General features: G+C 32.1%; 23 protein-coding genes, 2 pseudogenes and 1 riboswitch. Of the genes and pseudogenes, 20 read left to right on the top strand and 5 right to left on the bottom strand.

Going from position 1 to position 23,615, the window contains the following annotated elements; translation table 11 throughout:
- Positions 1-225: 225 nt before the first annotated feature.
- Positions 226-1,383 (top strand): globin domain-containing protein, encoded by a 1,158-nt coding sequence (locus tag CD111_RS05935; RefSeq protein ID WP_095088734.1) that lies wholly within the window; start codon positions 226-228, stop codon positions 1,381-1,383.
- 227 nt (positions 1,384-1,610) lie between these two features.
- Here the strand turns inward: CD111_RS05935 and folD are convergent, their stop codons facing one another.
- Positions 1,611-2,468, bottom strand: coding sequence for a bifunctional methylenetetrahydrofolate dehydrogenase/methenyltetrahydrofolate cyclohydrolase FolD (gene folD / locus CD111_RS05930; RefSeq protein WP_095088732.1), 858 nt, complete (start codon positions 2,466-2,468; stop codon positions 1,611-1,613).
- 208 nt (positions 2,469-2,676) lie between these two features.
- Between folD and purE the strand changes: the two genes are divergently transcribed.
- The 18 genes and pseudogenes from purE (at position 2,677) to CD111_RS05840 (ending at position 18,644) form a co-directional block, all read left to right on the top strand.
- Positions 2,677-3,159: a 5-(carboxyamino)imidazole ribonucleotide mutase gene (purE, locus tag CD111_RS05925; protein ID WP_095088730.1), complete on the top strand. Its 483-nt coding sequence runs from the start codon at positions 2,677-2,679 to the stop codon at positions 3,157-3,159.
- Positions 3,146-4,273 carry a 5-(carboxyamino)imidazole ribonucleotide synthase gene (purK, locus tag CD111_RS05920; RefSeq protein WP_095088728.1) on the top strand — a complete coding sequence of 376 codons (1,128 nt, stop codon included), beginning with the start codon at positions 3,146-3,148 and terminating at the stop codon, positions 4,271-4,273. The genes purE and purK overlap by 14 nt, the downstream gene beginning before the upstream one ends.
- A 1-nt stretch (position 4,274) precedes the next feature.
- Positions 4,275-4,976: a phosphoribosylaminoimidazolesuccinocarboxamide synthase gene (gene purC / locus CD111_RS05915; RefSeq protein WP_095088726.1), complete on the top strand. Its 702-nt coding sequence runs from the start codon at positions 4,275-4,277 to the stop codon at positions 4,974-4,976.
- Positions 4,977-5,237 (top strand): phosphoribosylformylglycinamidine synthase subunit PurS, encoded by a 261-nt coding sequence (gene purS, locus CD111_RS05910; RefSeq protein WP_095088724.1) that lies wholly within the window; start codon positions 4,977-4,979, stop codon positions 5,235-5,237. It begins immediately after the preceding gene.
- Entirely contained in the window at positions 5,237-5,908 is a 672-nt protein-coding gene (gene purQ, locus CD111_RS05905) for a phosphoribosylformylglycinamidine synthase subunit PurQ (RefSeq protein WP_095088722.1), read from the top strand. The genes purS and purQ overlap by 1 nt, the downstream gene beginning before the upstream one ends.
- Positions 5,901-8,090, top strand: a complete 2,190-nt coding sequence (gene purL, locus CD111_RS05900) for a phosphoribosylformylglycinamidine synthase subunit PurL (protein ID WP_095088720.1) — start codon at positions 5,901-5,903, stop codon at positions 8,088-8,090. The genes purQ and purL overlap by 8 nt, the downstream gene beginning before the upstream one ends.
- Positions 8,069-9,565 (top strand): amidophosphoribosyltransferase, encoded by a 1,497-nt coding sequence (purF, locus tag CD111_RS05895; RefSeq protein WP_095088718.1) that lies wholly within the window; start codon positions 8,069-8,071, stop codon positions 9,563-9,565. The genes purL and purF overlap by 22 nt, the downstream gene beginning before the upstream one ends.
- Positions 9,549-10,583 carry a phosphoribosylformylglycinamidine cyclo-ligase gene (gene purM, locus CD111_RS05890; protein ID WP_095088716.1) on the top strand — a complete coding sequence of 345 codons (1,035 nt, stop codon included), beginning with the start codon at positions 9,549-9,551 and terminating at the stop codon, positions 10,581-10,583. Before purF ends, purM begins: the two co-directional genes overlap by 17 nt.
- The gene (gene purN, locus CD111_RS05885; protein WP_095088712.1) at positions 10,580-11,146 is read left to right on the top strand and encodes a phosphoribosylglycinamide formyltransferase; all 567 of its coding nucleotides are present in this window, start codon (positions 10,580-10,582) and stop codon (positions 11,144-11,146) included. The genes purM and purN overlap by 4 nt, the downstream gene beginning before the upstream one ends.
- 13 nt (positions 11,147-11,159) lie before the next feature.
- The gene (purH, locus tag CD111_RS05880; protein WP_095088710.1) at positions 11,160-12,638 is read left to right on the top strand and encodes a bifunctional phosphoribosylaminoimidazolecarboxamide formyltransferase/IMP cyclohydrolase; all 1,479 of its coding nucleotides are present in this window, start codon (positions 11,160-11,162) and stop codon (positions 12,636-12,638) included.
- An 11-nt stretch (positions 12,639-12,649) separates the two neighbouring features.
- On the top strand, positions 12,650-13,888 hold the full coding sequence (gene purD, locus CD111_RS05875) for a phosphoribosylamine--glycine ligase (protein ID WP_095088708.1): 1,239 nt from the start codon (positions 12,650-12,652) through the stop codon (positions 13,886-13,888).
- Positions 13,889-14,204: 316 nt separating this feature from the next.
- Positions 14,205-14,477 (top strand): TIGR04197 family type VII secretion effector, encoded by a 273-nt coding sequence (locus tag CD111_RS05870; protein WP_095088706.1) that lies wholly within the window; start codon positions 14,205-14,207, stop codon positions 14,475-14,477.
- 14 nt (positions 14,478-14,491) lie between these two features.
- Entirely contained in the window at positions 14,492-14,857 is a 366-nt protein-coding gene (locus CD111_RS05865) for a hypothetical protein (RefSeq protein ID WP_095088704.1), read from the top strand.
- A pseudogene (locus tag CD111_RS05860) lies at positions 14,847-16,345 on the top strand (T7SS effector LXG polymorphic toxin). Before CD111_RS05865 ends, CD111_RS05860 begins: the two are co-directional and overlap by 11 nt.
- A complete protein-coding gene (locus CD111_RS05855; RefSeq protein WP_169711997.1) occupies positions 16,345-16,983 on the top strand; it encodes a DUF443 family protein in 639 nt (212 codons plus the stop codon). Before CD111_RS05860 ends, CD111_RS05855 begins: the two are co-directional and overlap by 1 nt.
- 83 nt (positions 16,984-17,066) lie before the next feature.
- Positions 17,067-17,660: pseudogene (locus CD111_RS05850) on the top strand (DUF443 family protein); the annotation flags it as partial.
- A 40-nt stretch (positions 17,661-17,700) separates the two neighbouring features.
- Entirely contained in the window at positions 17,701-18,336 is a 636-nt protein-coding gene (locus tag CD111_RS05845) for a DUF443 family protein (protein WP_095088698.1), read from the top strand.
- Positions 18,333-18,644 (top strand): DUF4176 domain-containing protein, encoded by a 312-nt coding sequence (locus CD111_RS05840; RefSeq protein WP_095088696.1) that lies wholly within the window; start codon positions 18,333-18,335, stop codon positions 18,642-18,644. The genes CD111_RS05845 and CD111_RS05840 overlap by 4 nt, the downstream gene beginning before the upstream one ends.
- A 172-nt stretch (positions 18,645-18,816) precedes the next feature.
- On the opposite strand, the gene CD111_RS05835 is transcribed toward CD111_RS05840, so the two are convergent.
- From CD111_RS05835 to CD111_RS12840, 4 genes are all read right to left on the bottom strand, one after another.
- Positions 18,817-19,608 (bottom strand): energy-coupling factor transporter transmembrane component T family protein, encoded by a 792-nt coding sequence (locus tag CD111_RS05835; RefSeq protein ID WP_095088694.1) that lies wholly within the window; start codon positions 19,606-19,608, stop codon positions 18,817-18,819.
- The gene (locus tag CD111_RS05830) at positions 19,598-21,001 is read right to left on the bottom strand and encodes an ABC transporter ATP-binding protein (protein WP_095088693.1); all 1,404 of its coding nucleotides are present in this window, start codon (positions 20,999-21,001) and stop codon (positions 19,598-19,600) included. Before CD111_RS05830 ends, CD111_RS05835 begins: the two co-directional genes overlap by 11 nt.
- Before the next feature lie 11 nt (positions 21,002-21,012).
- A complete protein-coding gene (locus CD111_RS05825; RefSeq protein ID WP_095088692.1) occupies positions 21,013-21,588 on the bottom strand; it encodes an ECF transporter S component in 576 nt (191 codons plus the stop codon).
- 93 nt (positions 21,589-21,681) lie between these two features.
- Positions 21,682-21,785, bottom strand: a riboswitch (TPP riboswitch).
- Positions 21,786-21,931: 146 nt separating this feature from the next.
- Positions 21,932-22,057, bottom strand: a complete 126-nt coding sequence (locus tag CD111_RS12840; protein ID WP_268234632.1) for a hypothetical protein — start codon at positions 22,055-22,057, stop codon at positions 21,932-21,934.
- Between the two features lie 147 nt (positions 22,058-22,204).
- Between CD111_RS12840 and auxA the strand changes: the two genes are divergently transcribed.
- Positions 22,205-23,503 (top strand): lipoteichoic acid stability factor AuxA, encoded by a 1,299-nt coding sequence (gene auxA / locus CD111_RS05820; protein WP_095088691.1) that lies wholly within the window; start codon positions 22,205-22,207, stop codon positions 23,501-23,503.
- Positions 23,504-23,615 lie beyond the last annotated feature (112 nt).

Here is a 23,615-nt window from a genome sequence, read left to right as displayed (position 1 = left end):
AGATGTGTATAAGAGACAGGTCAGTATACTGAGTAAGTTTCATTTACGGATTCCTCCTTTAATATACTAATTATACTCAAATATACGTATAAAATATAGTGTGAAAGGTTATTGTAGATCTTTAAATGACAATTTTGTTAACAAACCTATATTTGATTGAAATTCTTTGTGAATAATTCTACAATTAAAGATGTATTTAAAATATATCTTTAACGGGGGATTCTTATGTTATCAGAAAAAACAAGAGAAATAGTAAAAGAAACTGTACCTGTATTAGAACAATATGGAACTGAAATCACGAAAGTATTTTATGAAAGAATGTTTGAAGCACATCCTGAATTATTAAATATATTTAATAAATCGAATCAAAAACAAGGTAAGCAGCAAACTGCTTTAGCACAAACTGTCTTAGCAGCTGCAAAACATATTGATCATTTAGAAGCTATAGTGCCAAATGTTAATCAGATTGCACATAAACACCGTGCATTACAAGTAAAAGAAGAACATTATCCAATAGTGGGTGAATTCTTACTTAAAGCTATTAAAGAAGTCCTAGGTGATGCGGCAACTGATGAAATAATGAATGCTTGGGAAGAAGCATATGGTGAAATTGCAAGTGTGTTTATAGCGATGGAAAAAGAAATGTACCAAAAAGCAGCTTGGGAAGACTTTAAGTCATTTAAAATTACGCACATCCAAGATCAAGGTCATGACATGAAATCATTTGAAGTAGAACCTGTCGAAGAAATTGAAATTCCTAAGTTAATAGCAGGTCAATATGTAACTGTACGTGTTAAACCATCAAATGATGAGAATTTAGCATTAAGACATTACTCAATATATTCAGTTAAAGAAGACGGTAAATTAAGATTTGCAGTTAAACGAGAAGGTTCTAATGATAAGAAAGGATTAGTATCTCATGATTTACATGACAATTATTCAATTGGAGATACGATAGAAATTTCAGCACCGGCTGGAGACTTTAAAGTTGAATCAGAAGATAATAAAACATTGTTATTGTTATCATCAGGTGCAGGCATTACGCCTATGATGTCCATGTTAGAAGATGAGTCATTTAAAGGAAGACACGTTCATTTTGTTCATGTTAATGAAACTGAACAAGCAATTCCGTTTAAGGATGAAGTTTCTGCAATAAGTGCAGTAAGTAACGACGTTAAAGTAACTTATCATTTGAAAGATAAAGATGGATATTTAACGAGTGAAAACTTGAAACATTGGATCGACGGTAATACAGATATTTATTTATGTGGCGGTATGATGTTTATGGATACAATATTTGAAGAATTAAGTAAATTAAATATTGATCAATCGGATGTACATTTTGAGCCATTCGGTCCAAAAATGAGTATCACAAATGTATAAATAAAAATGGAGATTGAGTAATAAAACTCAAATCAAAATAAATGGGAGTGGGACAGAAATCTCATTTTATCAAAACAGATTTCGTTGTCCCACCCCGGCAAGGGTGACTAGAATTGAAAAAAGCTTGATATAAAGCGTATTTTCAGTTCAGTCATCTACTGCCAATATACAACAGAGTCTGGGACATAATGAATAAGTCCCAGACTCATTTTTTTAGTTTTATGTTTTTATTCTATACCGTTCTTCCATTTTTCGGCGAGTAACGTGTTATTAAGTACCATGGTAATCGTGAGTGGACCAACGCCTCCAGGAACTGGCGTGATTGCACCCGCAATTTCTTTAACAGATTGGAAATCTACATCTCCTTTTAATTTACCATCTTCACCGGGTGTGTTTCCTACATCTATAACGACAGCACCTGGTTTTACTAAGTCTTTCGTGACAAGATGAATTCTTCCGACTGCACTGACGATTACGTCTGAATTTTTTAATACTTCTTCAGTATTCTGTGATTTTGAATGAAGGAGTGTGACTGTAGCATCTTGGTCTGTTAATAATTTACTAACAGGTTGACCTACAATATGACTTCTACCTATAACCGCTACATTTTTACCTTTTAGGTCAATATCTGCATGTTTTAAAATTTCCATAATACCTAATGGTGTACATGGGATAAAAGTTCTTTCTCCAGTATATAATCTTCCGATGTTAATTGGATTAAACCCATCTACATCTTTGCTAGGGTCGATCGCTTCTAAAATTTTCGCTTCTGATACTTGGTCAGGTAAAGGTACTTGAACTAATATGCCACTCACTGAATCATCATGATTCAGTCTTTCTAACTCATTTAATACTTCTTCTTCTGTAGATGATTCATCCATATGAACTATTTCAGAAATCATCCCAATTTTTTCAGCAGCTTTCTTCTTCGAATTAACATAACTTTGACTTGCACCATCATTTCCAACGAGAATAACTGATAATTTTGGAACTATGTTTTGTTTTTTTAAACGTTCTACTTCTTCTTTAAGTTTAGCTCTGTAGTCTTTCGCAATTTCTTTTCCATCTAAAATCTTAGCTACCATTAAAAAACGCCTCCTATTAATAAATCGAACTTTAAGGTTGTACACGTACTAAATTATGTCCTTAATACGAACATAAATCAAACATTTTTCGATATTTTATATAAAATGTTCGTTTTTTCATTGAAAATAGCACGTCTACTTGTTATGCTATATCTGTAATATACACAATAAATCTTAATTATTTCAACTAATTGAAAGGATGATCAATATGAAAGTGGCAGTGATTATGGGCAGTTCTTCAGACTGGCCAATCATGAAAGAGGCATGTGAGATGCTAGATTATTTTGGTATTCAATATGAGAAAAAAGTAGTTTCTGCTCATAGAACCCCTATTGAGATGGTCGAATACGCAAAAAGTGCTACTGAAAATAATATTGATATTATAATTGCTGGCGCGGGTGGTGCTGCACATTTACCAGGTATGGTTGCATCGCTAACAACAGCCCCAGTTATTGGTGTACCTATAGAAACAAAAAGTTTAAAAGGAATAGATTCGTTATTATCTATCGTGCAAATGCCGGGCGGTATTCCAGTTGCAACAACAGCAATTGGTAAAGCAGGAGCCAAGAATGCAGGTATATTAGCTGCGAGAATGATAGGGATGACAAATGAAAATGTTAAGAATCAATTAGTGAAATATGAACAAAGTTTGGTTAACAAAGTGGAGGAAATGCAAAATGACTTATTCTAACCTTAATTTAGGTGACATGATAGGTATCGTTGGTGGTGGACAATTAGGAAAAATGATGGCCCAATCTGCACAGAGGATGGGTTTCAAGGTAGCAATATTAGACCCTGATAAAGATTGTCCGGCACAGTATGTAGCACATGAATTTATTAACGCTGAATTTTCAGATGAAGAAGCATTGAATAAACTTTGTGAAATTTCAGATGTTGTGACATATGAATTTGAAAATATAGACGCTAAACAACTCGATAAACTTTCAGATCAATTTAATATTCCACAAGGAAGTAGTGCTGTTTCTTTATTACAAGACAGATTGACAGAAAAACAAACTTTACAAGCAGCAGACGTAAATATTGTTCCTTTTTTAGAAATTACGAGTGAAGACGATATTCATAAAGCAATAGACGAAATAGGATTCCCCTTTATTATTAAAACTCGCTTCGGTGGATATGATGGAAAAGGTCAAATTGTTATACAGTCTGAACGTGACATTCATGATGCTATGAAACTTGTCCATGAAACAAATTGTGTGGCGGAACAATTCATCCCGCTATATAAAGAAGTGTCTATAACCGTAACGCGTGACATTTATGATCACGTTGTTTACTTCCCACTTCAGGAAAATGAGCATAGAAATCAAATTTTGTACAAAACAATTGTACCGGCAAGAATTGATTTAGAAGAAAAAGCGATTCAAGAAGCTAATAAAATTATGTCAAAAATTCATTTCATAGGGACATTCACTGTAGAATTCTTTGTATCAGAAGACAATGAACTGTATGTAAATGAAATTGCACCAAGACCGCACAATTCAGGACATTATTCAATTGAAGCGTGTGATTACTCTCAATTTGATACACATATATTAGCAGTAGCTGGTTGGCATTTACCGAAGCAAGTTAACTTATTAAGTCCAGCAATCATGATGAATTTACTTGGTCAAGATCTTGATTTACTTCAAAGTGAATTTTATAAACACCCTGATTGGCATGTTCATATTTATGGAAAAACAATTAATAAGCAAAATCGTAAGATGGGACACATTACAAAACTTTCAGATCATATAAATCAAGATGAAAAAATATTAAACAACAAGTTTGAAGGGCGGAAATCTTAATATGACATTATTATATGAAGGAAAAGCGAAAAGTGTATTCACTTCAGACCAAGAAGATGTATTGCGAATAGAATACAAAGATGAAGTAACTGCTGGAAATGGCGCTAAGAAAGATAAAATGTTTGGCAAAGGCAGATTAAACAATTTAATTACATCTAAAATTTTTGGAATATTAGCACAAAAAGGCATTGAAAGTCACTTTATAGAACAAATATCAGATACGGAACAACTTGTAAAAGCTGTCGACATTTTTCCATTAGAAGTAGTTGTTAGAAATGTAGCAGCAGGCTCTATTTGTAAAAGACTTGGCTTTGAGAAAGGACATGTTTTTAAACAACCTTTATTAGAATTGTTTTATAAAAATGATGACTTAAATGACCCTTTAATAACTGATGATCATGTTGAACTTTTAGAATTAGCATCGAAAGAAGAACTTGTAGAAATTAAAGAAGAAGCATTAAAAGTAAATAAAGCGTTAAGTACATTGATGGATGACATGAACTTGATACTTGTGGATTACAAAATTGAATTCGGAATAACGAAAGATGGGCAAATATTATTAGCTGATGAAATATCACCTGATACTTGTCGCATTTGGGATAAAGATACGAAAGAAAATTTTGATAAAGATGTGTATAGAGAAGATACAGGATCTTTAATTGATACTTACGAAACTTTTTATAAAAAATTGGAGGAACTATAAATGAAGAAAATTGAATTACATATCACATTGCAAGGACAAGTATTAGATACACAAGGACAAGCATTAAATCGAGCAGTACACGATTTAGGTTACGAACAAGTGAATGATATTAGGGTTGGTAAAGTTATTTATATGACAGTAGATGAAACAGATGAAGCAACAATTCATAATGTCGTTAACACATTGAGTGAAAAATTATTTGCAAATACAGTGATTGAAGAATATAGCTTTAAAATTCTTGATGACAAGGAGAACGTCTAATGAAACTAGCTGTTTTAGTATTCCCAGGATCTAACTGTGATCGTGATATGTACAATGCTGCAACTAAATCAGGTGTAGAAGCAAGTTATGTAGATTATAGAGAAACATCATTAGAAGGATTTGACGGTGTATTAATACCTGGAGGGTTTTCATTTGGTGATTATTTAAGATCAGGTGCTATGGCGCGAGTTGCACCAATTATCAATGAAGTTAAACGATTTGCTGAAGAAGGCAAGCCAGTTCTAGGTGTTTGTAATGGATTTCAAATATTAACTGAAATCGGTTTATTACCTGGTGCGCTTTTACATAATAATAGTCATTTATTTGTAAGTAGAAATGAATATTTAACAATTGTTAATAATAATACAAAATTCACACATCGTTATAAAGAAAATGAAACAGTTATCTACCCAGTAGCACACGGTGAAGGACATTACTATTGTACAAATGAAATGTATGAGGATTTAGTTAAACATAATCAAATTATACTTAAGTACAATGATAATCCAAATGGTTCATATCAAGATATTGCAGGCATTACGAATGTAGAAGGTAACGTTTGTGGCATGATGCCACATCCTGAACGTGCTATGGAATCGTTGTTAGGATCAGATAGTGGTGTGAAATTATTTCAATCTATGATCGAAAGTTGGAGGGAACAACATGTCTAAGTTTTTAGAACCGAGTATTGAAGAAATTGAACAAGAACGTTTATATCGTGATATGGGATTATCGGATGAAGAATATCAAAAGGTCGTAAGCATTTTAGGAAGAAAACCTAATTTTACGGAAATAGGAATATTCTCCGTTATGTGGAGTGAGCATTGTTCTTATAAACATTCAAAACCATTCTTAAAACAATTCCCAACAACTGGTGAACATGTATTAATGGGCCCAGGTGAAGGTGCAGGGGTAGTAGACATTGGCGATAACCAAGCGGTTGTTTTTAAAGTAGAATCTCATAACCATCCATCAGCAATTGAACCTTACCAAGGTGCAGCAACTGGAGTAGGTGGCATTATTAGAGATATCGTATCAATTGGTGCGAGACCTATTTCATTATTAAATAGTTTAAGATTCGGCGAATTAACGAGTAAAACAAATCGCAGGTTATTTAGTGGTGTTGTTAAAGGTATAGGTGGTTATGGTAACTGTATTGGCATTCCTACAGTAGCAGGTGAAATTGAATTTGATGACCGTTATGATGGTAATCCACTTGTAAATGCTATGTGTGTCGGCATAATCGAACATGATAAAATCCAAAAAGGTACAGCAAAAGGAATAGGGAACCCTGTAATTTATGTAGGTTTAAAAACAGGTAGAGATGGCATTCATGGGGCTACATTTGCATCTGAAGAATTAAGTGAGGCTTCAGAAAGTAAGAGACCATCTGTACAAATCGGAGATCCATTTGTAGGGAAAAAATTAATGGAAGCAACTTTAGAGGCGATTACATATCCTGAACTTGTAGGCATTCAAGATATGGGTGCAGCAGGATTAACATCATCATCTTCAGAAATGGCTGCTAAAGGTGGAAGCGGGATTCATTTACATCTAGAGAAAGTTCCAACTCGAGAAGAAGGTATTTCTCCATATGAAATGATGCTATCAGAAACTCAAGAACGTATGCTTTTAGTTGTTGAAAAAGGAACTGAGCAAAAGTTCTTAGACTTATTTGATCACCATGAACTTGATTCAGCTGTAATAGGTGAGGTAACAGACACAAATCGTTTTGTACTTTCTTATGAAGATGAAATATATGCTGATATTCCTGTGGAACCGTTAGCTGACGAAGCACCTGTTTATATATTAGAAGGTAAAGCTAAAGAACATAATCAAGAAGATAATCAATATAACGATATAGATGTGAATGAAATATTCACAGAACTTATTAATCACCCAACAATAGCTTCTAAACATTATGCATATGATCAATATGACCAACAAGTTGGTGCTAACACAATTTTAAAACCAGGAATCAATGCAGGTGTTGTCAGAGTAGAAGGGACAAATAAAGCAATAGCTTCAACAATCGATGGTGAAGCAAGATACGTGTATAACAACCCTTATGAAGGTGGGAAAATGGTAGTTGCTGAAGCATACAGAAATTTAATTTCAGTTGGCGCACAACCATTAGCTATGACGGACTGTTTAAATTACGGTTCACCAGAGAAAAAAGAAATCTATCAACAACTATCTGATTCAACGAAAGGTATGGCAGAAGCTTGTGAACTATTAAATACACCAGTCGTATCTGGAAATGTTTCTTTATATAATGAAACGAAAGGAACTTCAATTTTCCCAACTCCGGTTGTTGGTATGGTTGGTCTAATTGATGATGTAAGTTACTTAAATGATTTCAAACCGAAAGAACAAGAGAAAATTTATCTTGTAGGAGAAACGCAAGATGATTTCGGCGGAAGTCAAATCGAAAAATTATTATATAAAGATGTAAATCATGAACCAAGTTCAATTGACTTAAAGAAAGAAGTTAAACGTGGTAGCCAAATTAGAGAATCAATTAAAACAGGTACAGTTTCACATGTTCAATCAGTTGGAAAAGGTGGTATAGCAATTGGTTTAGCTAAATTATCATCACACTTTAATTTAGGATTGAATGCTGAACTTGATTTAACGGATGGACAACTGTTTAGTGAAACACAAAGTAGATATATTGTTGTCGTAAAAGAAGAGCAAGATTTAAATATAGAAGATGCTGTTGAGATTGGTCACTTAACAAATGAACAAACATTTTCGATAAAGAACAAGTCATCACAAATTTCATTAGACACTTCTAAATTGAACGAACAATTGAAAGGGGCAATTGCTCAATGTATGAAATCAAAGGTTTAAATGAAGAATGTGGCGTGTTTGGCATTTGGAATCATCCTGAATCAGCTAGATTGACATACATGGGCCTATTGAGTTTGCAACATAGAGGTCAAGAAGGTGCTGGTATTGTAAGTTCTAATGGTTCAAGGCTACAAGGAGAGAAAGGTCTTGGATTACTTTCTGAAGCTATTACGGATGTTGAATTGAATCATTTAACAGATGATCAACACGCAATAGGCCATGTTAGATATGCAACTTCTGGTAATAAAGGCATCGAGAATATTCAACCGTTTTTATATCACTTTTATGATATGAGTGTTGGTGTTTGTCATAACGGAAATTTAATTAATGCTCAAAGTTTAAGAAGAAACTTAGAAAAAGATGGCGCAATATTCCATTCTTCTTCAGATACTGAAGTTATTATGCACTTAATTAGAAGAAGTAAAGCAGATCATTTTGAAGATGCATTAAAGGAAAGTCTGAATATTATTAAAGGTGGATTTACAGTTGCATTATTAACGAAAGATGCCTTATATGGTGCTGTTGATCCAAATGCAATTAGACCATTAGCTGTAGGTCGTATGCAAAATGGTGCATATGTAATAGCAAGTGAAACTTGTGCAATTGATGTATTAGGTGCTGAATTTATTCAAGATATACACGCAGGAGAATATGTCGTAATTAACGATGAAGGCATAAGAGTTGAGTCTTATACACAAGAAACAACAACTGCTATATCTGCTATGGAATATATTTATTTTGCTAGACCAGATTCAACAATTTCAGGAAAAAATGTTCATGCTGTTCGTAAAGAATCAGGTAAAAAACTAGCACAAGAAAGTCCAGCTTTAAATGCAGATATGGTTATAGGCGTACCTAATTCATCATTATCAGCTGCGACAGGATTTGCTGAAGCGAGCAATTTACCATATGAGATGGGACTCGTAAAAAATCAATATGTTGCTAGAACATTTATACAACCAACTCAAGAATTACGCGAACAAGGTGTACGAGATAAACTATCCGCAGTTAAAGATATCGTACATGATAAGAACATAGTTTTAGTTGACGATTCTATCGTTAGAGGAACAACGAGTAAAAGGATCGTCAAAATGTTAAAAGACGCGGGTGCTAATGAAGTACATGTTCGCATTGCATCACCAGAATTTATGTTTCCGAGCTTTTATGGGATAGATGTTTCAACATCAGCTGAATTAATTTCAGCAAATAAATCTCCAGAAGAGATTAAAGAATATATTGGTGCAGATTCATTAAGTTATTTATCAGTTGAAGGGTTAATTGACGCAATTGGATTAAATATTGATGTGCCATATAAAGGTTTATGTGTTGAAAGTTTCACTGGAGATTATCCAGCAGGTCTTTACGATTATGAAGAAAACTATTATGCAAATTTAAGTCCACGCCAAAAAGATTATTTAAAAGCAAACAAACAATTCTTTGATAGAGAGGGAAATCTAAATGTCAAAAGCATATAAAGCATCTGGAGTAGATATTGAAGCAGGTTACGAAGCGGTTAATAGAATGAAGTCTCATGTCCAAAGTACTATGAGAAAAGAAGTGCTAGGAGGACTAGGGGGATTTGGTGCTGCATTTGACCTATCTCAATTAAATATGAAGAAACCTGTCTTAGTTTCAGGGACAGATGGCGTCGGTACAAAACTTAAATTGGCTATTGATCACAACAAACATGACACAATCGGTATAGATGCTGTTGCAATGTGTGTGAATGATATTTTAACGACAGGTGCAGAACCGTTATACTTTCTAGATTATATTGCTACAAATAAAGTGAACCCCGAAATAATCGAAGACATCGTGTCAGGTGTTTCTCAAGGATGCAAAGAAACAAACTGTGCATTAATTGGTGGAGAAACTGCAGAAATGGGCGAAATGTATCATGAAGGTGAGTATGATATAGCAGGATTTTGTGTAGGAGCAGTCGAAAAAGACAAATATATTGATGGTAGCAATGTAAGTGAAGGTGATATCATCATCGGTATTACATCAAGTGGTATTCACTCAAATGGTTATAGTCTTGTTAGATCTTTAATTACTAAAAGTGGCGTCAATTTAAATGATCAATTTAACGAAGAAAAGACGTATTTAGATGCTTTTATGGAACCGACGAAATTATATGTGAAACCTGTACTTTCAGTGCTTGAAAAAGTGAAAGTGAAAGGTATGTCGCATATAACAGGTGGTGGATTTATCGAGAACATACCAAGAGCAATACCTAACGATAAAGATGCTGTTATTGATGTCACTTCATATAAAGTGCCAGCCATCTTTAATTGGTTACAAGACAATGGACAAATTGAACATGATGAAATGTACAATGTGTTTAATATGGGTATAGGTTTCGTATTAATTGTTGATAAAAATCAACAAGAAGAAACACTTAATATCCTAAAAAATAATAATGAAGAAGCATATGTAATTGGTGAAATTAAAAATGGTGAAGGAAATGTCATTTTATCAGGAGGCACAATATGATAAAAATCGCGGTTTTTGCATCAGGTAACGGTTCTAATTTCGAAAAAATTATGGAAAATATTGAAGCGGGTTACTTGAATCACATTGAAGTAACAGCGTTATATACTGATAAACCGAATGCTTTCTGTATTGAAAGAGCAAGACGATTTAATTTACCTGTTCATATCATCGACCCAAGAACGTATGACAGCAAAAAAGAATACGAAGAAGCATTGTTAACAAGATTATCTCAAGACAGAGTAAGTTGGATTATACTTGCTGGCTACATGAGACTTGTTGGCTCAACATTATTAAATCAATATGAAGGTAAAATATTAAATATACACCCTTCTATATTACCAAGTTTTCCAGGAAAAGATGCTGTAGGACAAGCACTTGATTATGGCGTACGTGTATCTGGCGCTACAGTACATTATGTTGATAGTGGCATGGATACTGGAAATATCATCGATCAATTAAGTTGTTCAGTGTATCCAGAAGATACGAGAGAAACCTTACAGTTAAGAATCCAAAACTTAGAATATGAATTATATCCACGTGTCATAAAAGAAATCATAAAATAAAGGAGTCATTACAATGAAGAACGCGTTATTAAGTGTTTCTGATAAAACAGGGATAGTGGAATTTGCAAGTAAACTCATCGAAAATGGTTTTAATATCTATTCAACAGGAGGTACTAAAAAAACATTAGAAGATGCGAATGTAGAAGTGAAATCTGTGTCAGAGTTAACAAACTTTCCAGAAATAATGGATGGTCGAGTAAAGACATTACATCCAGGTGTACACGGTGGTATCCTTGCTAATCGCTCTATTCCAGAACATTTATCAGCTTTAAAAGAGCAAGGTATAGAATTAATAGACTTAGTTGTAGTCAACTTATACCCTTTTAAAGAAACAGTGAAAAAAGAAGACATAACTGAAGACATCGCAATTGAAAATATCGATATCGGTGGACCAACAATGCTAAGAGCAGCAGCAAAAAATTTCAAACATGTAACAACAATTGTTAATCCTGAAGATTACGATACAGTTATTGAGAAATTAGAAACACATACACTTGATGAAACGTTCCGCAAATCATTAATGATTAAAGTATTTAAACATACAAATGACTATGACAATGCAATTGTTAATTATTTTGATGATAGCCAAGAAGCATTACGTTACGGTGAAAATCCACAACAAAATGCAACATTTATTAAGACATCAAATGCTACAAATACAATAGCTGGTGCTAAACAATTACATGGTAAAGCACTGAGCTTCAACAATATTAAAGATGCTGATGCTACTTTAAATTTAGTGAAAAAATTTACTGAACCAACAGCAGTTGCAGTAAAACATATGAACCCTTGTGGCGTTGGTGTCGGAGAGACAATAGAAGAAGCGTATCAACATGCATATGAAGCAGATTCACAATCTATCTTTGGAGGAATTGTCGCATTAAATAGACCTGTAACGAAGGCATTAGCTGAATCATTACACTCTATATTCTTAGAAGTCATCATTGCTCCATCTTTTGAAGAAGAAGCACTTGAAATTTTAACGACTAAGAAAAATGTTAGATTACTTGAAATAGACATGTCAGAAACAGTAGATGAACAAGAATTTGTCTCTGTATCAGGTGGATATTTAGTGCAAGATAAAGATAACGCACAAGTTGCTAAAGAAGATATGAAAGTTGTAACAGATGTTGAACCAACAGAAGCACAATGGAAGGCGTTAGAGCTTTCATGGAAAGTTGTTAGATCTGTAAAGAGTAATGCTATTGTCCTTGCGAATGATCATCAAACAGTTGGTGTAGGTGCAGGACAAATGAATAGAGTAGGTTCAGCACTTATCGCAATTGATAGAGCAATTGAAATCAATGATAATGTCGCTTTAGCATCTGATGGATTTTTCCCAATGGGAGATACTGTCGAAACAGCCGCCAAAGCAGGTATAAAGACAATTATTCAGCCTGGAGGATCAATTAAAGATCAAGACTCCATTGATATGGCTAATAAATATGGAATCAGTATGGTATTCACAGGTATGAGACACTTTAAACATTAGGAGGCAACTTGATGAAAGTACTAGTCGTTGGTTCAGGTGGACGCGAGCATGCTTTAGCAGCAAAATGTAGTGAATCGAAACATGTAGAACACGTATATGTCATTCCGGGTAATGATGCGATGACAAATGTAGCAACAGTTATTTCAGATATAGAAGAATCAAATCATGAAAGTATTAGAAATTTTGTAAATGAACATCATATAGAATGGGTAATTATCGGTCCAGAGCAGCCATTAATCGATGGCTTAACCGATGTATTAGAACAAGATAATATTAAAGTGTTCGGACCGAATAAGGCTGCAGCGCAATTAGAAGGATCTAAAGAATTTGCTAAACAATTAATGAGTAAATACAACATTCCAACTGCTGAATATGTCACAATTCAACATAAAGATGAAGCCATACAATATGTAGAACATTGTAAAATTCCAATTGTGTTGAAAAAAGATGGATTAGCAGCAGGCAAAGGCGTCATCGTTGCCATGACGAGAGAAGAAGCATTTGAAGCAGTAGAAACACTTTATCAAAATACAAATGAAAAAGTTGTGTTCGAAGAGTTTTTAGATGGTGAAGAATTCTCAGTGATGACATTTGTGAACAATGATTATGCAGTACAATTTGATTGTATAGCACAAGATCATAAACGAGCATTTGATGGAGACAAAGGACCAAATACAGGTGGAATGGGTGCATATTGCCCAGTACCACACATTTCTAATCAAATCATACAAGAAACAAATCAAAAAATTGCACAACCTATTGCAAAAGCACTTGCACAAGAAGGATTCAATTATTTCGGTTTAATATATATTGGTGCTATTTTAACAGATGAAGGACCAAAAGTAATCGAGTTTAATGCTAGGTTTGGTGATCCAGAAGCACAAGTATTACTGACAAGATTAGATAGCGATATCATGGAAATATTAGAAAATCTTTACCAGAAACATGACATTACATTTAAATGGAAAGACGAAAGTATTGTTGGCGTTGTATTAGCTTCTAAAGGTTATCCAGGAGATTACGAAAAAGGACATACTGTAACAGGATTTGAACTTAATGAAGACTATTATGTGAGTGCTTTAAAGAAGAATGACAACAACATTTATGAAACTTCTGGTGGTAGGGTGATGATAGCATTAGGAAAAGGAAATACAATCAAATCAGCACAAGAACAAGCCTACCAAAACGTAAGTAAAATTAAAAGTGACGGATTATTCTACAGAAACGACATCGGACATAAAGCATTATAACGTCTGTTCATAAATTATAAGGAAAGACCATCCAATTATGATTTAAGGCACTTGTTATACCTAAATAAAGAAACAGTAGCAATTCATGATAATCATGAATTGCTACTGTTTCTTTATTTTTGTTTACATATTATCATATTCAATTTTACATTGTAAAAGGTAGCCTAAATCAAGGGAAGTAGAAATTTCAATTACAGTAATTTATAATAAATTTAACATACTAAAATAATAAAATGGAAGAATACTATTGTTTTGAAATTACTTGATGCTTGAAAAAATTTGAAATCACAAAATTTAAATAAAGGATGGGGTTATGATGAGCGAGATTCAAAGTGATATGAACAAGACATATCAGATTTATTCTGCGATTAATAATAAGGTCAGTATGTGTAGTGACACATCAACACCTGATAAAGATGAAAGTACAACTGTTGATGGAAATAAAAATGCACACGATACAATAGACAAATTATTAGCAATGAATAAATCTGTAACAAGTGCAATAGAAAAAGCAAATGAATCTATTAGGGACGTTGGAGAAAGCTTTGACGTAACCGATACACTTATTGGAAATGATATTGCGAAATAATATGGAGGGTGACATTGAATAAAATAGAAACGCTCAATCATAAAATTAAAGAGACTGAAAAACAAGTAGATTTATTAGTCAAAGAAAAAAATAATATGACATATTTGATAGATGAATACTTTGAAGTCACGAAGTCTACTGAAAATTTGTATGAAAGAATAGGAAATAGGTACATGAATGGAGAACGTAAATTTTCTATAGTTGAAAATATAAATCTATTTCATTCCGGACAATATACAACGTTAAATCAATTGAAATTGAAACAAGATGAACTATCTCGAGATATTCACGCCTTAGAAGGTCGAAAGGAAATATTAGAAACACAGAAACATCATGAATTTATAAAGAAAATTGAAAAGGGGGAAGAGTATGAGTATTGATATGTATCTAGAACGCTCTAGAAATCAAGCAACAAGTGTAAGTGCTTTAAGTAAAAATATTAATCAAGGATACGGAGGATTACAAGAAGCAGTTACACAATTTGTAAACGAAGATACCCTTAAAGGGAAAGCATATCATTCTGGTAAACAATTTTTTAGTGTAGTCGTTGTGCCATTAATTACAAGTATGAAAACATTAAGTGATTTAACAGAAGAAGCATGTGAAACTTTTGTAGAAAGATATACATCTGAAGTTGATAGTCAAAGTCTTAAAGAATCTGAACTTGAAGAAGATATACAAGAATTAAAATTGCGCATTACACAATTAGAAGATTTAAATGTAGGATTAAAAAAACATGCTTCAAACAATCGAGATGCAATATAAGGAAATCAACAAATGATATCGAGTTTAGAACAACAAAAGCATGAACTAGAAGAAAAGTTAAGAAAGCTACGTGAATTCAATCAAGTATCGCCTGAGATATTCAAAGAAGTTGAAGCCTTTCAACAAGTTGTTCAAAAAGGGTTGTCACAAGTTCAAACGAGTTGGAATCCTGTTAAAAAGGCATTTAATATTCCATCAGGTAAAGAACTAGAATGGGCAGAAGCAAGTTATGACAAATATTTAAATGTAGAAATGAGAAAGATCGATAAAAAAGCAGAGAACGGTAAATTAAATAAAGAAGATGGAAAGATTATTAAAGCCTATGCAGCAAAACATCCAGAAGAAGAATTACCAATGAATTTACAAGACTACATCATTAAAAATAAAAAAAGCATCGGAAGAGACATAGGTTTCGATATTAGTTCAACACTATTAGAACAAGGCGGTTATCAAGCACATAAATTTGGAGTATTTATTAATACAGTCGGTGGCGTAAGAGGCCCAGAAGGACCCAATTCATTCGTGCAAGTGAAACGAAATCACGGTGACGCTCTTATTAAGCAAAGAGGTACAATCGCACATGTCGGTAAATACGGCGGTAAAGCAATAAGCGGCGTAGGGTTTGGACTAGGTATGTATGATGATATAGCAAACGACGGCAAGACAGTAGGAGAAGCAATATCACACAATACCTTAACCGCTGGTGCGGGGATAGGAGCGGGGCTCTTGTATCAGGAATTTCAACAGCAGCTTTAGCTAGTAACCCTGTTGGTTGGGCGATAATAGGAGGAATGACATTAGGAATAGGGGCGACAATAGCAGTGGATTGGGCTTATCAAAGCAATTGGAAAGGAATAAAGGATAAAACAGATTGGATAGGGAATAAAATTGATAATGGAATTGATACAGCTAAAGATAAATTAGTGGAAGGTGTAAAGAAAAAAAGAGAAATACAAGAATATGCCACAAATAAAGTTTCAAACATTGTAAATAACACTGTAAAGTCTGTAAAAAAAGAAGTTGCAAAAGAAGCTGAACATGTAGTAGGACAAGCAATCGAAAAAGCAAAAGATAGTATCAACCCAATGAGGTGGCAATGGTAATGAAATTATGTGAATCTAGAATTATTCATAAAAATCCAAAGTACAGAATTATACAATATAATGAGAAATATTATTTAGTGGATTTATCCAGTACGTGGTTATCATTTGTTTTTCCAATGATCAATTGGTTTATTCCAAAAAAGTGTGCCGAAATTAGTAAAGAGGAAGTAGAACAGTTGAATATAGTAAAACCCACTAAAAACAATGCTACAAGTTGGGCTGCTGGTGGGGCAATTTGTATAGGAGTTGCTTTACGAAAATATATCACATTATTCGATATGCAATTAGATAAAATATTAGCTCTTATTATTTGTAGTTTGATGTTTATATGTGCATTTGTATTCTTATTACATTTAAATAAAAAGTTATCCTTAAGTATTTATACTAATAATTTGGTTAACTCCAAAATTATATTACTTCCTACACCAAAGAATATACTATTTACTTTCTTTGCTTATACCTTTTTAGGTGGTTTTTCGATTATGATTTTTCATGCTTTAACTTTTGGAAATTTATTTAATATAGTTATATTTTTAATTTGGGGTATGATTGTAACCTTTTTCTTATTTTCAAACATGTTCTCAATTATAGATACAAAAGTAAGAGCCAAACTAATAACAAAAGAATTAAAAAAATAATGGATATCAATAGTTTAAACCCAATGAGGTGGAAATGGTAATGAAGAAATGTGAATTAAAGTCTATCTGTAAAAAACCCTAAATATAAAGTAGTAGTATACGTGTCCGAATATTATCTTATTGATTTGACTAGTAATTGGTTATCGTACATTTTTCCGATGATTAATTGGTTTATTCCTAAGAAGTGTATTCAAATCAGTAAAGAAGAATTTGAAAGATTGAACTTATTAAAAGATATAAAAAACAAAAATATTGGTTTTATTGCAGGAACATCTATATTTTTAAGTGTAACTTTGCGAAAATATGTAAATTTATTAGACGTTAATTTTGAAAGGGTGTTTATAATTTTATATTGCTTTTTAGGTTTAATAGGCACACTTTGCTTCTTGCTGTATTTAAAAAAGAAGCTATCTCTGGATATCTCTATGGAGAAAGATACTTCGAAATTGCTTTTAATACCTTCTATCAGAAGTATAATATTTCTTTTTTTCTTTTGGATACTTTTTGGCCTGTTTTCACTCATGAGCTTTTGGATGTTGGTAATAGATAATATTCAAAATATTATAGTATTCATATCATTAATATTAATGACTATTATATTTCTTTGCTCAAATATGGTTTCATTTAACGACACAAAAGTACGAGCTAAATTAATAACAAAAGAAATAGAAAAATAATGGTTATCAATAGTTTAGACCTAATGAGGTGGAAATGGTAATGAAGTTATGTGAGTCTAAAGTTATTAATAAAAATCCAAAGTACAGAATTATACAATATGGTGATAGCTATTATTTAGTTGATTTAGCAAGTAACTGGCTATCTTATATTTTCCCAATGATCAATTGGTTTATCCCAAAAAAGTGTGCCGAAATTAGTAAAGAGGAAGTAGAACAGTTGAATATAGTAAAACCCACTAAAAACAATGCTGCTAGTTGGTCTGTAGGATTATCTATTTGTTTAAGTGTTGTTTTAAGAAAATACGTCCATTTATTGGATGTTCAATTTGCCCAAATAATAAATGTTTCTATTTGTATATTTATTATTTTGAGCATCATTTTATTTCAAATTTACCTAAATAAAAAATTAACAATAACTGAATATCAGCAGAATAAGCAATTTAAAATTACATTGATACCCACAATAAAAAATATTTTTATCGTTGTTTTTTATTATTTATTTACAGGTTTTTTCGCCATATTTATGTTGAGTGGATTAATAATTTACAATTCACAAAATGTAGTCGTGTTCTTATGTGCAATTGTAATGCCATTATTATTTTCATTTATTAACATGTTCTCAATTAACGACACAAAAGTACGTGTCATACTAAAAATAAAAGAGGTGGAGAAATGATTGCAATTGGTAGTATTGTCTATTTAAAGGGTGGATCTCAAAAATTGATGATTTTGAATCGAGGTCCTATTATAAATCAAAATGGAACAAAAATGATATTTGATTACTCTGCGTGTAGATATCCTGTAGGATTGATTGAGGATGAAATATTTTATTTTAATGAGGAAAATGTAGAGCGTACCATTTTTGAAGGGTATGTAGATAATGACGAAGAGAGATTTCAAGAGTTGTATCACGAAATGATTGATGATTTAGATAGTGATATTGTTCGTGGAGAAGTGAATCCAACTAGTTTTGGATTAGAGTAATATATTTTATATTTACGATTAATAATGGCTTATATTCTTACGAAATTTTGAAATCATTTTCTTATGATGTTGATATTATATAGAAAACACGGAGCATTACGCTCCGTGTTTTTCATTGCGCTATACTTCGCCTTTTAGGGAAAGGTGATGACGGTTCAAGTATAACGCAATGTTAACGTATGTCTGTTAAATGTGTAATTGGCAAGTATAAACTGAGTAAATATGCTATCAATACTAAGGCTATTGTAAGACATATGAAGTAAAGGTCTTTTATTGTAAATGGTACTTTGTAATAGAATGTTCTCTTTTGATTTGTGAATCCCTTTGCTTCCATTGCTACAGCAAGTCTATGTGACTTTCTAATACTTTGACTTAAAGTTGGTATAAGTAAGTGGTTTATCCACTTAAGTCCTTTGTAATTCTGTTTATCTATAACAACGTATCTCATTTTTAATGCTTGTCTTAATTGCATAAATGAATGAAACATAATTGGAATCATACGCATAGATGCCATGAAAGCATATGCTATTTTGGGCTTTACTTTTAAATGTTGCATAAAGCTGTAGAACACAAAAATGATTTGTGAAGTAAATGGTATTACCATGCCATAGAATGAAATCACTAAAGTACGCATTGTAACATGTAGCCCTCTTAAAATACTTTCTTCGGTAATATGAATTAAACCAAATTTGAATATTGTATGTTCTCCCGTTCCATAAAAAATCATAAATAATGAAGAGGTAAGACCAAAGAATAGTGTCATTCCCACAACGATTAATAATGGTAACCATCGAACACCACTCATAGTGATTAAATATATAAACATGATGATGGTTAAATACAACATGAAATCAAAATTATGAATAAATATAGCATAGAAAAATAATAAAATGCCTAAAGTGATTTTAGTCAAAATATTAACATGATCTACAAAGGAGTGGTATTTTTTCCAATTATTGACCATCTAAATCACCACCACTAACTAACAATGTATTGTCTTGAACGTTTAGGACCTTCGTAGCATATTGTTTAATAATTTCTTGTTCATGTGTAATCATTAAAATAGTTTGTCCTGATTGAACTCTGTTATTAAATAATTTTAAAAGTTCAAATGTATTATGACTATCTAAACCAAATGTCGGTTCATCTAATAGAATAATCTCCGCATTCGTACTCAGTGCAGTTGCAACACTGAGTCTCTTTTTTTGTCCAATAGATAGTTCAAAAGGATGTTGATCTTTAACATGATACAGTCTTAATAGATTTAACATGTCAGTTGTTTTTTGATGTGCCGACGCTTTGTCTTGATACATATAATTAATTAAAATTTCATCATAAACTGTTAGTTCAATAAACTGGAGTTCTGGGTTTTGATAGACAAAAAACATATTTCTCGCTGCATCTTTTACTTTTTTTAATGGTTTATCTTTGAAATAAACGGTGCCATTATATTTAATCAATTGCATTAATGATTCTAATAGTGATGTTTTGCCTGAGCCATTTGGGCCAGTAAGTGCTATCCATTCACCTTTGTTCACAGTTAAATCATCGATATGAATCAATGCTTCTTTATTTCGTAAAACTTGCAATTGTTGTGCTTTAAGTAGCGTTTTGTGTGATGTTTCAATTGGCTTAAAACTTGGCGCATATGACCAAGAATAAGGATGCCAAACACCGTATTCATTTAATATATCAATGTGGTTATCTAGAATATCTTTAGGTGTACTATCATGTGTAATGACGCCTTGATCATTCATTACGATAATACGATCGACATAGTTCCAAATATAATCGACTTTATGCTCAACGATAACAACAGTTTGATGTTCCCAATGTTCGATAATTAAATCCCATAATTGTTTAGTTGATTGAGCATCTAACATTGCAGTTGGCTCATCTAAAAAGAGGGTGTTTGATTTTTGTAATAGTATGGAAGCAATGGCTAACTTTTGTTTCATACCGCCACTTAGTCGATTAACATGCATAGATGGATCAGCATTGAGATGAACATCTTTCATAGATTTTAATATAAGGTCATCCATTTTTTCTGGTTGTATGTTCATATTTTCAAGTACGAAAGCTAATTCTTCTTTAATTTTCGGCATACAAAACTGCGTATCAGGATCTTGGAAGATAACACCGGGAAACGGATCTATGTTTATTTCATCTATCTTCATCGGTATATCAAGTGATCTTGGTATAATACCACTCAATACATTGAGTAGAGTGCTTTTTCCTGAACCGCTTGGACCGAGTAAAAGCACTTTTTCTTTATCATTAATGTTTATATTTAAATTTTTTAATATGATGCGATCGTCGTCTGGGTATTTAAGTCTTAAATTTTTAAGTGATAACAATTGAGAAACTCCTATAATAAGTCATAGTCTTTTTTAGATGAAGGTCTAAACAATTTCGTAACACCAGTTTTATCTAGTGATTTTACAATAGCGTAACCAAGTGCTCCACCAACGATAGCGCCGCTTAAAATTCTAATTGTAAACATTAATATGACGTTCCATGTTGCAACATCACTTAAATAATTGTAGAACCAATCAATAGGTAATGTGATAATACTTGCCGCAATCCCTGCAATAACGGCTACTGATAATTTTCTTGATTGATATCGTACTGCTAAGAATACGAGTTCACAAGCTAACCCTTGCAAAATTGCATAAACAAATGTGGGAATATCGAATTGTCCTAATACAATTGTTTCACCAGCACCAGCAGCAAATTCGGCAATTAAAGCGACACCTGGTTTTTGAATGATTAAATAGGTAACGATTGCTGCAATGAACCATAGTCCATATACTGATTGTTCTAAATGCAATCCTAAAGGTTTCAACACTTCATAAGGTATCCACAAAAATTTATAAATGATTGCAAATACGGCACCAATTAAAACGGTTACTAAAATATCTGATAATGTTAATTTTTTTACCATGACTATATCTCCTTTTGTATAAAAAATGTGCACTCCTATATCTAGATAGAAGCGCACAGAAAATTGTAATCATAAAATAAAAAAATATTAATTGAATGTTCACGAACACTTTCCTACGCTAGTATCATCTAGATCAGGTACAAAGGGTTCAGACCTTTTCATGTCTGTCTCAGTTTAAAACACCCCTAGTGCATATATTGAATTGTTAACACAACGATAAGACTAATTTTGTAATTTGTCAATATGGATATTGGAATGAATACAAAGAAAACTTATGGATAGACCTGTAAAATTAAACAAGTTATGCCATAAGTTTATTTATTTCTTAATATGATTAAAGTCATTATTCGAAAGTATCTTGAATATTTTCTTTAGTTTCTTCTTGACCCTTTTTATTTTTTTCTTTTGATTCTTGCTCTTGTTTTTTTGCTTTTTCTGCTTCGTCTTTATGATTTTCATTATGAGACATAATAACACTCCTTTATAATGTGTGATATTATTGTATACCCAACTAGTTATATATTTTAAACTTCTGACTAGTACTTGGGACTGATTTTCAATATAATTAAAGACAATTGAAATTGAAACAATTATAATGTTCAATGAGGTGAAGAACATGGCTATAAAGAAAAAGAGCTGGGAAGTTCATTTTAGTAGAATTATTGGGATATTTATCGTAATCACAGGATTACTTATTTTATTCAATGCGCCACGTATTAAAAACTATAATATAAAAGATTCAAACGATATCCATATTCGAAATATTTTGGACTTTTTTGTAGCTTTTTTTGATGAACTTGTACGCATAATGCATTATTATATTGGCGGATTTCCAGTCGTATCTGCCATCATTATCATTTTATTTGGGATATTTGTACTGTTAATAGGTCGTACGTTAAGAAGAACAACTAATTATGATTACGATATTTCTATTTTTTATATTGGTTTAACCATTGTACTTATGATTGTTATAATGATGACGATGTTTCAAGTGTATAGTTTTGCATCATTTCTATTTATAATTCCTTTTGGAATTCATATTGGTTATGTCGTTTATAAAAATGAATTAAATCCAAAATATCGTAAAAAACACTATTTATGGATTATTGTCTCGTACGGCATTTGTTATTTTATTTCACAATTTGCAATGAATCATAATATTGATGCGAATAATGTAAAACCAATTGATGTTATGAGTGTTAATTTATTCTTTATTCTTTTATGGTGTTTTAGTCAGATGTCAGTCTGGATTAGTTTATATTTAAGAAGAGCTTTACCTGTCAGCGACGAAGATATTGAAATGATTAATGAAGAAAAATACTCCAGAGTTAAAAATAACAAGATTGCAAGCAAAGTATTTAGCATGTCTCAAACATTTTACGGTAAATTACAAAATTTAAAACAGACAACATTAGAAAAATATAACTCTGAAGAAGTAAAGGCTAAGAGACATCGACGAAATAATAAATGGAAAGAAATCGTTAAAATCGAAGACGAAGACATTCCTAAGTGGATGAGAAGACCGAAGTGGTTAAAGAAAAGTTATATAGAATGGATAGCAACAGCGGTATTATTCTTGTTTACTTCAATCGAATTTAATAATAGAAATGGATTATTCCTATCTGGTGAATGGAAACTTTCACAAATTCAATATGTGTTTGAGTGGTTAACGTTATTTATTTTAATGTTACTTATCATTTTATATGCATATTATAATTACACGACAAATTACAAGAATAAACATAATTATGGAAAGCTGTTTGTTATTTCTGCATTATTCTTTGAATTTGTTACTACATTTTTAGTGTCTTCTATTCAGACATCACAATTCTCAGTGTTTATAACACCGATTTCATTTATTTTAGTATTATTTGTAACACCAGCATTTATTATTCATTTAAGAAAAAAATTCTAAATATATTTTCTACAAAATCTCTTAACTTGTGAGTTGTTATTTAACAAGTTAAGAGATTTTATTTATTTTTTATGTAAGTATAACCAATAAATTATAAGCACTTATTAAATTT

Source organism: Mammaliicoccus stepanovicii (assembly GCF_002902525.1).
GTDB classification, from domain to species: Bacteria; Bacillota; Bacilli; order Staphylococcales; family Staphylococcaceae; genus Mammaliicoccus; species Mammaliicoccus stepanovicii.
The sequence above is the reverse complement of the archived record's forward strand: the minus strand, read 5'-3'. Positions and strand labels throughout refer to the sequence as shown.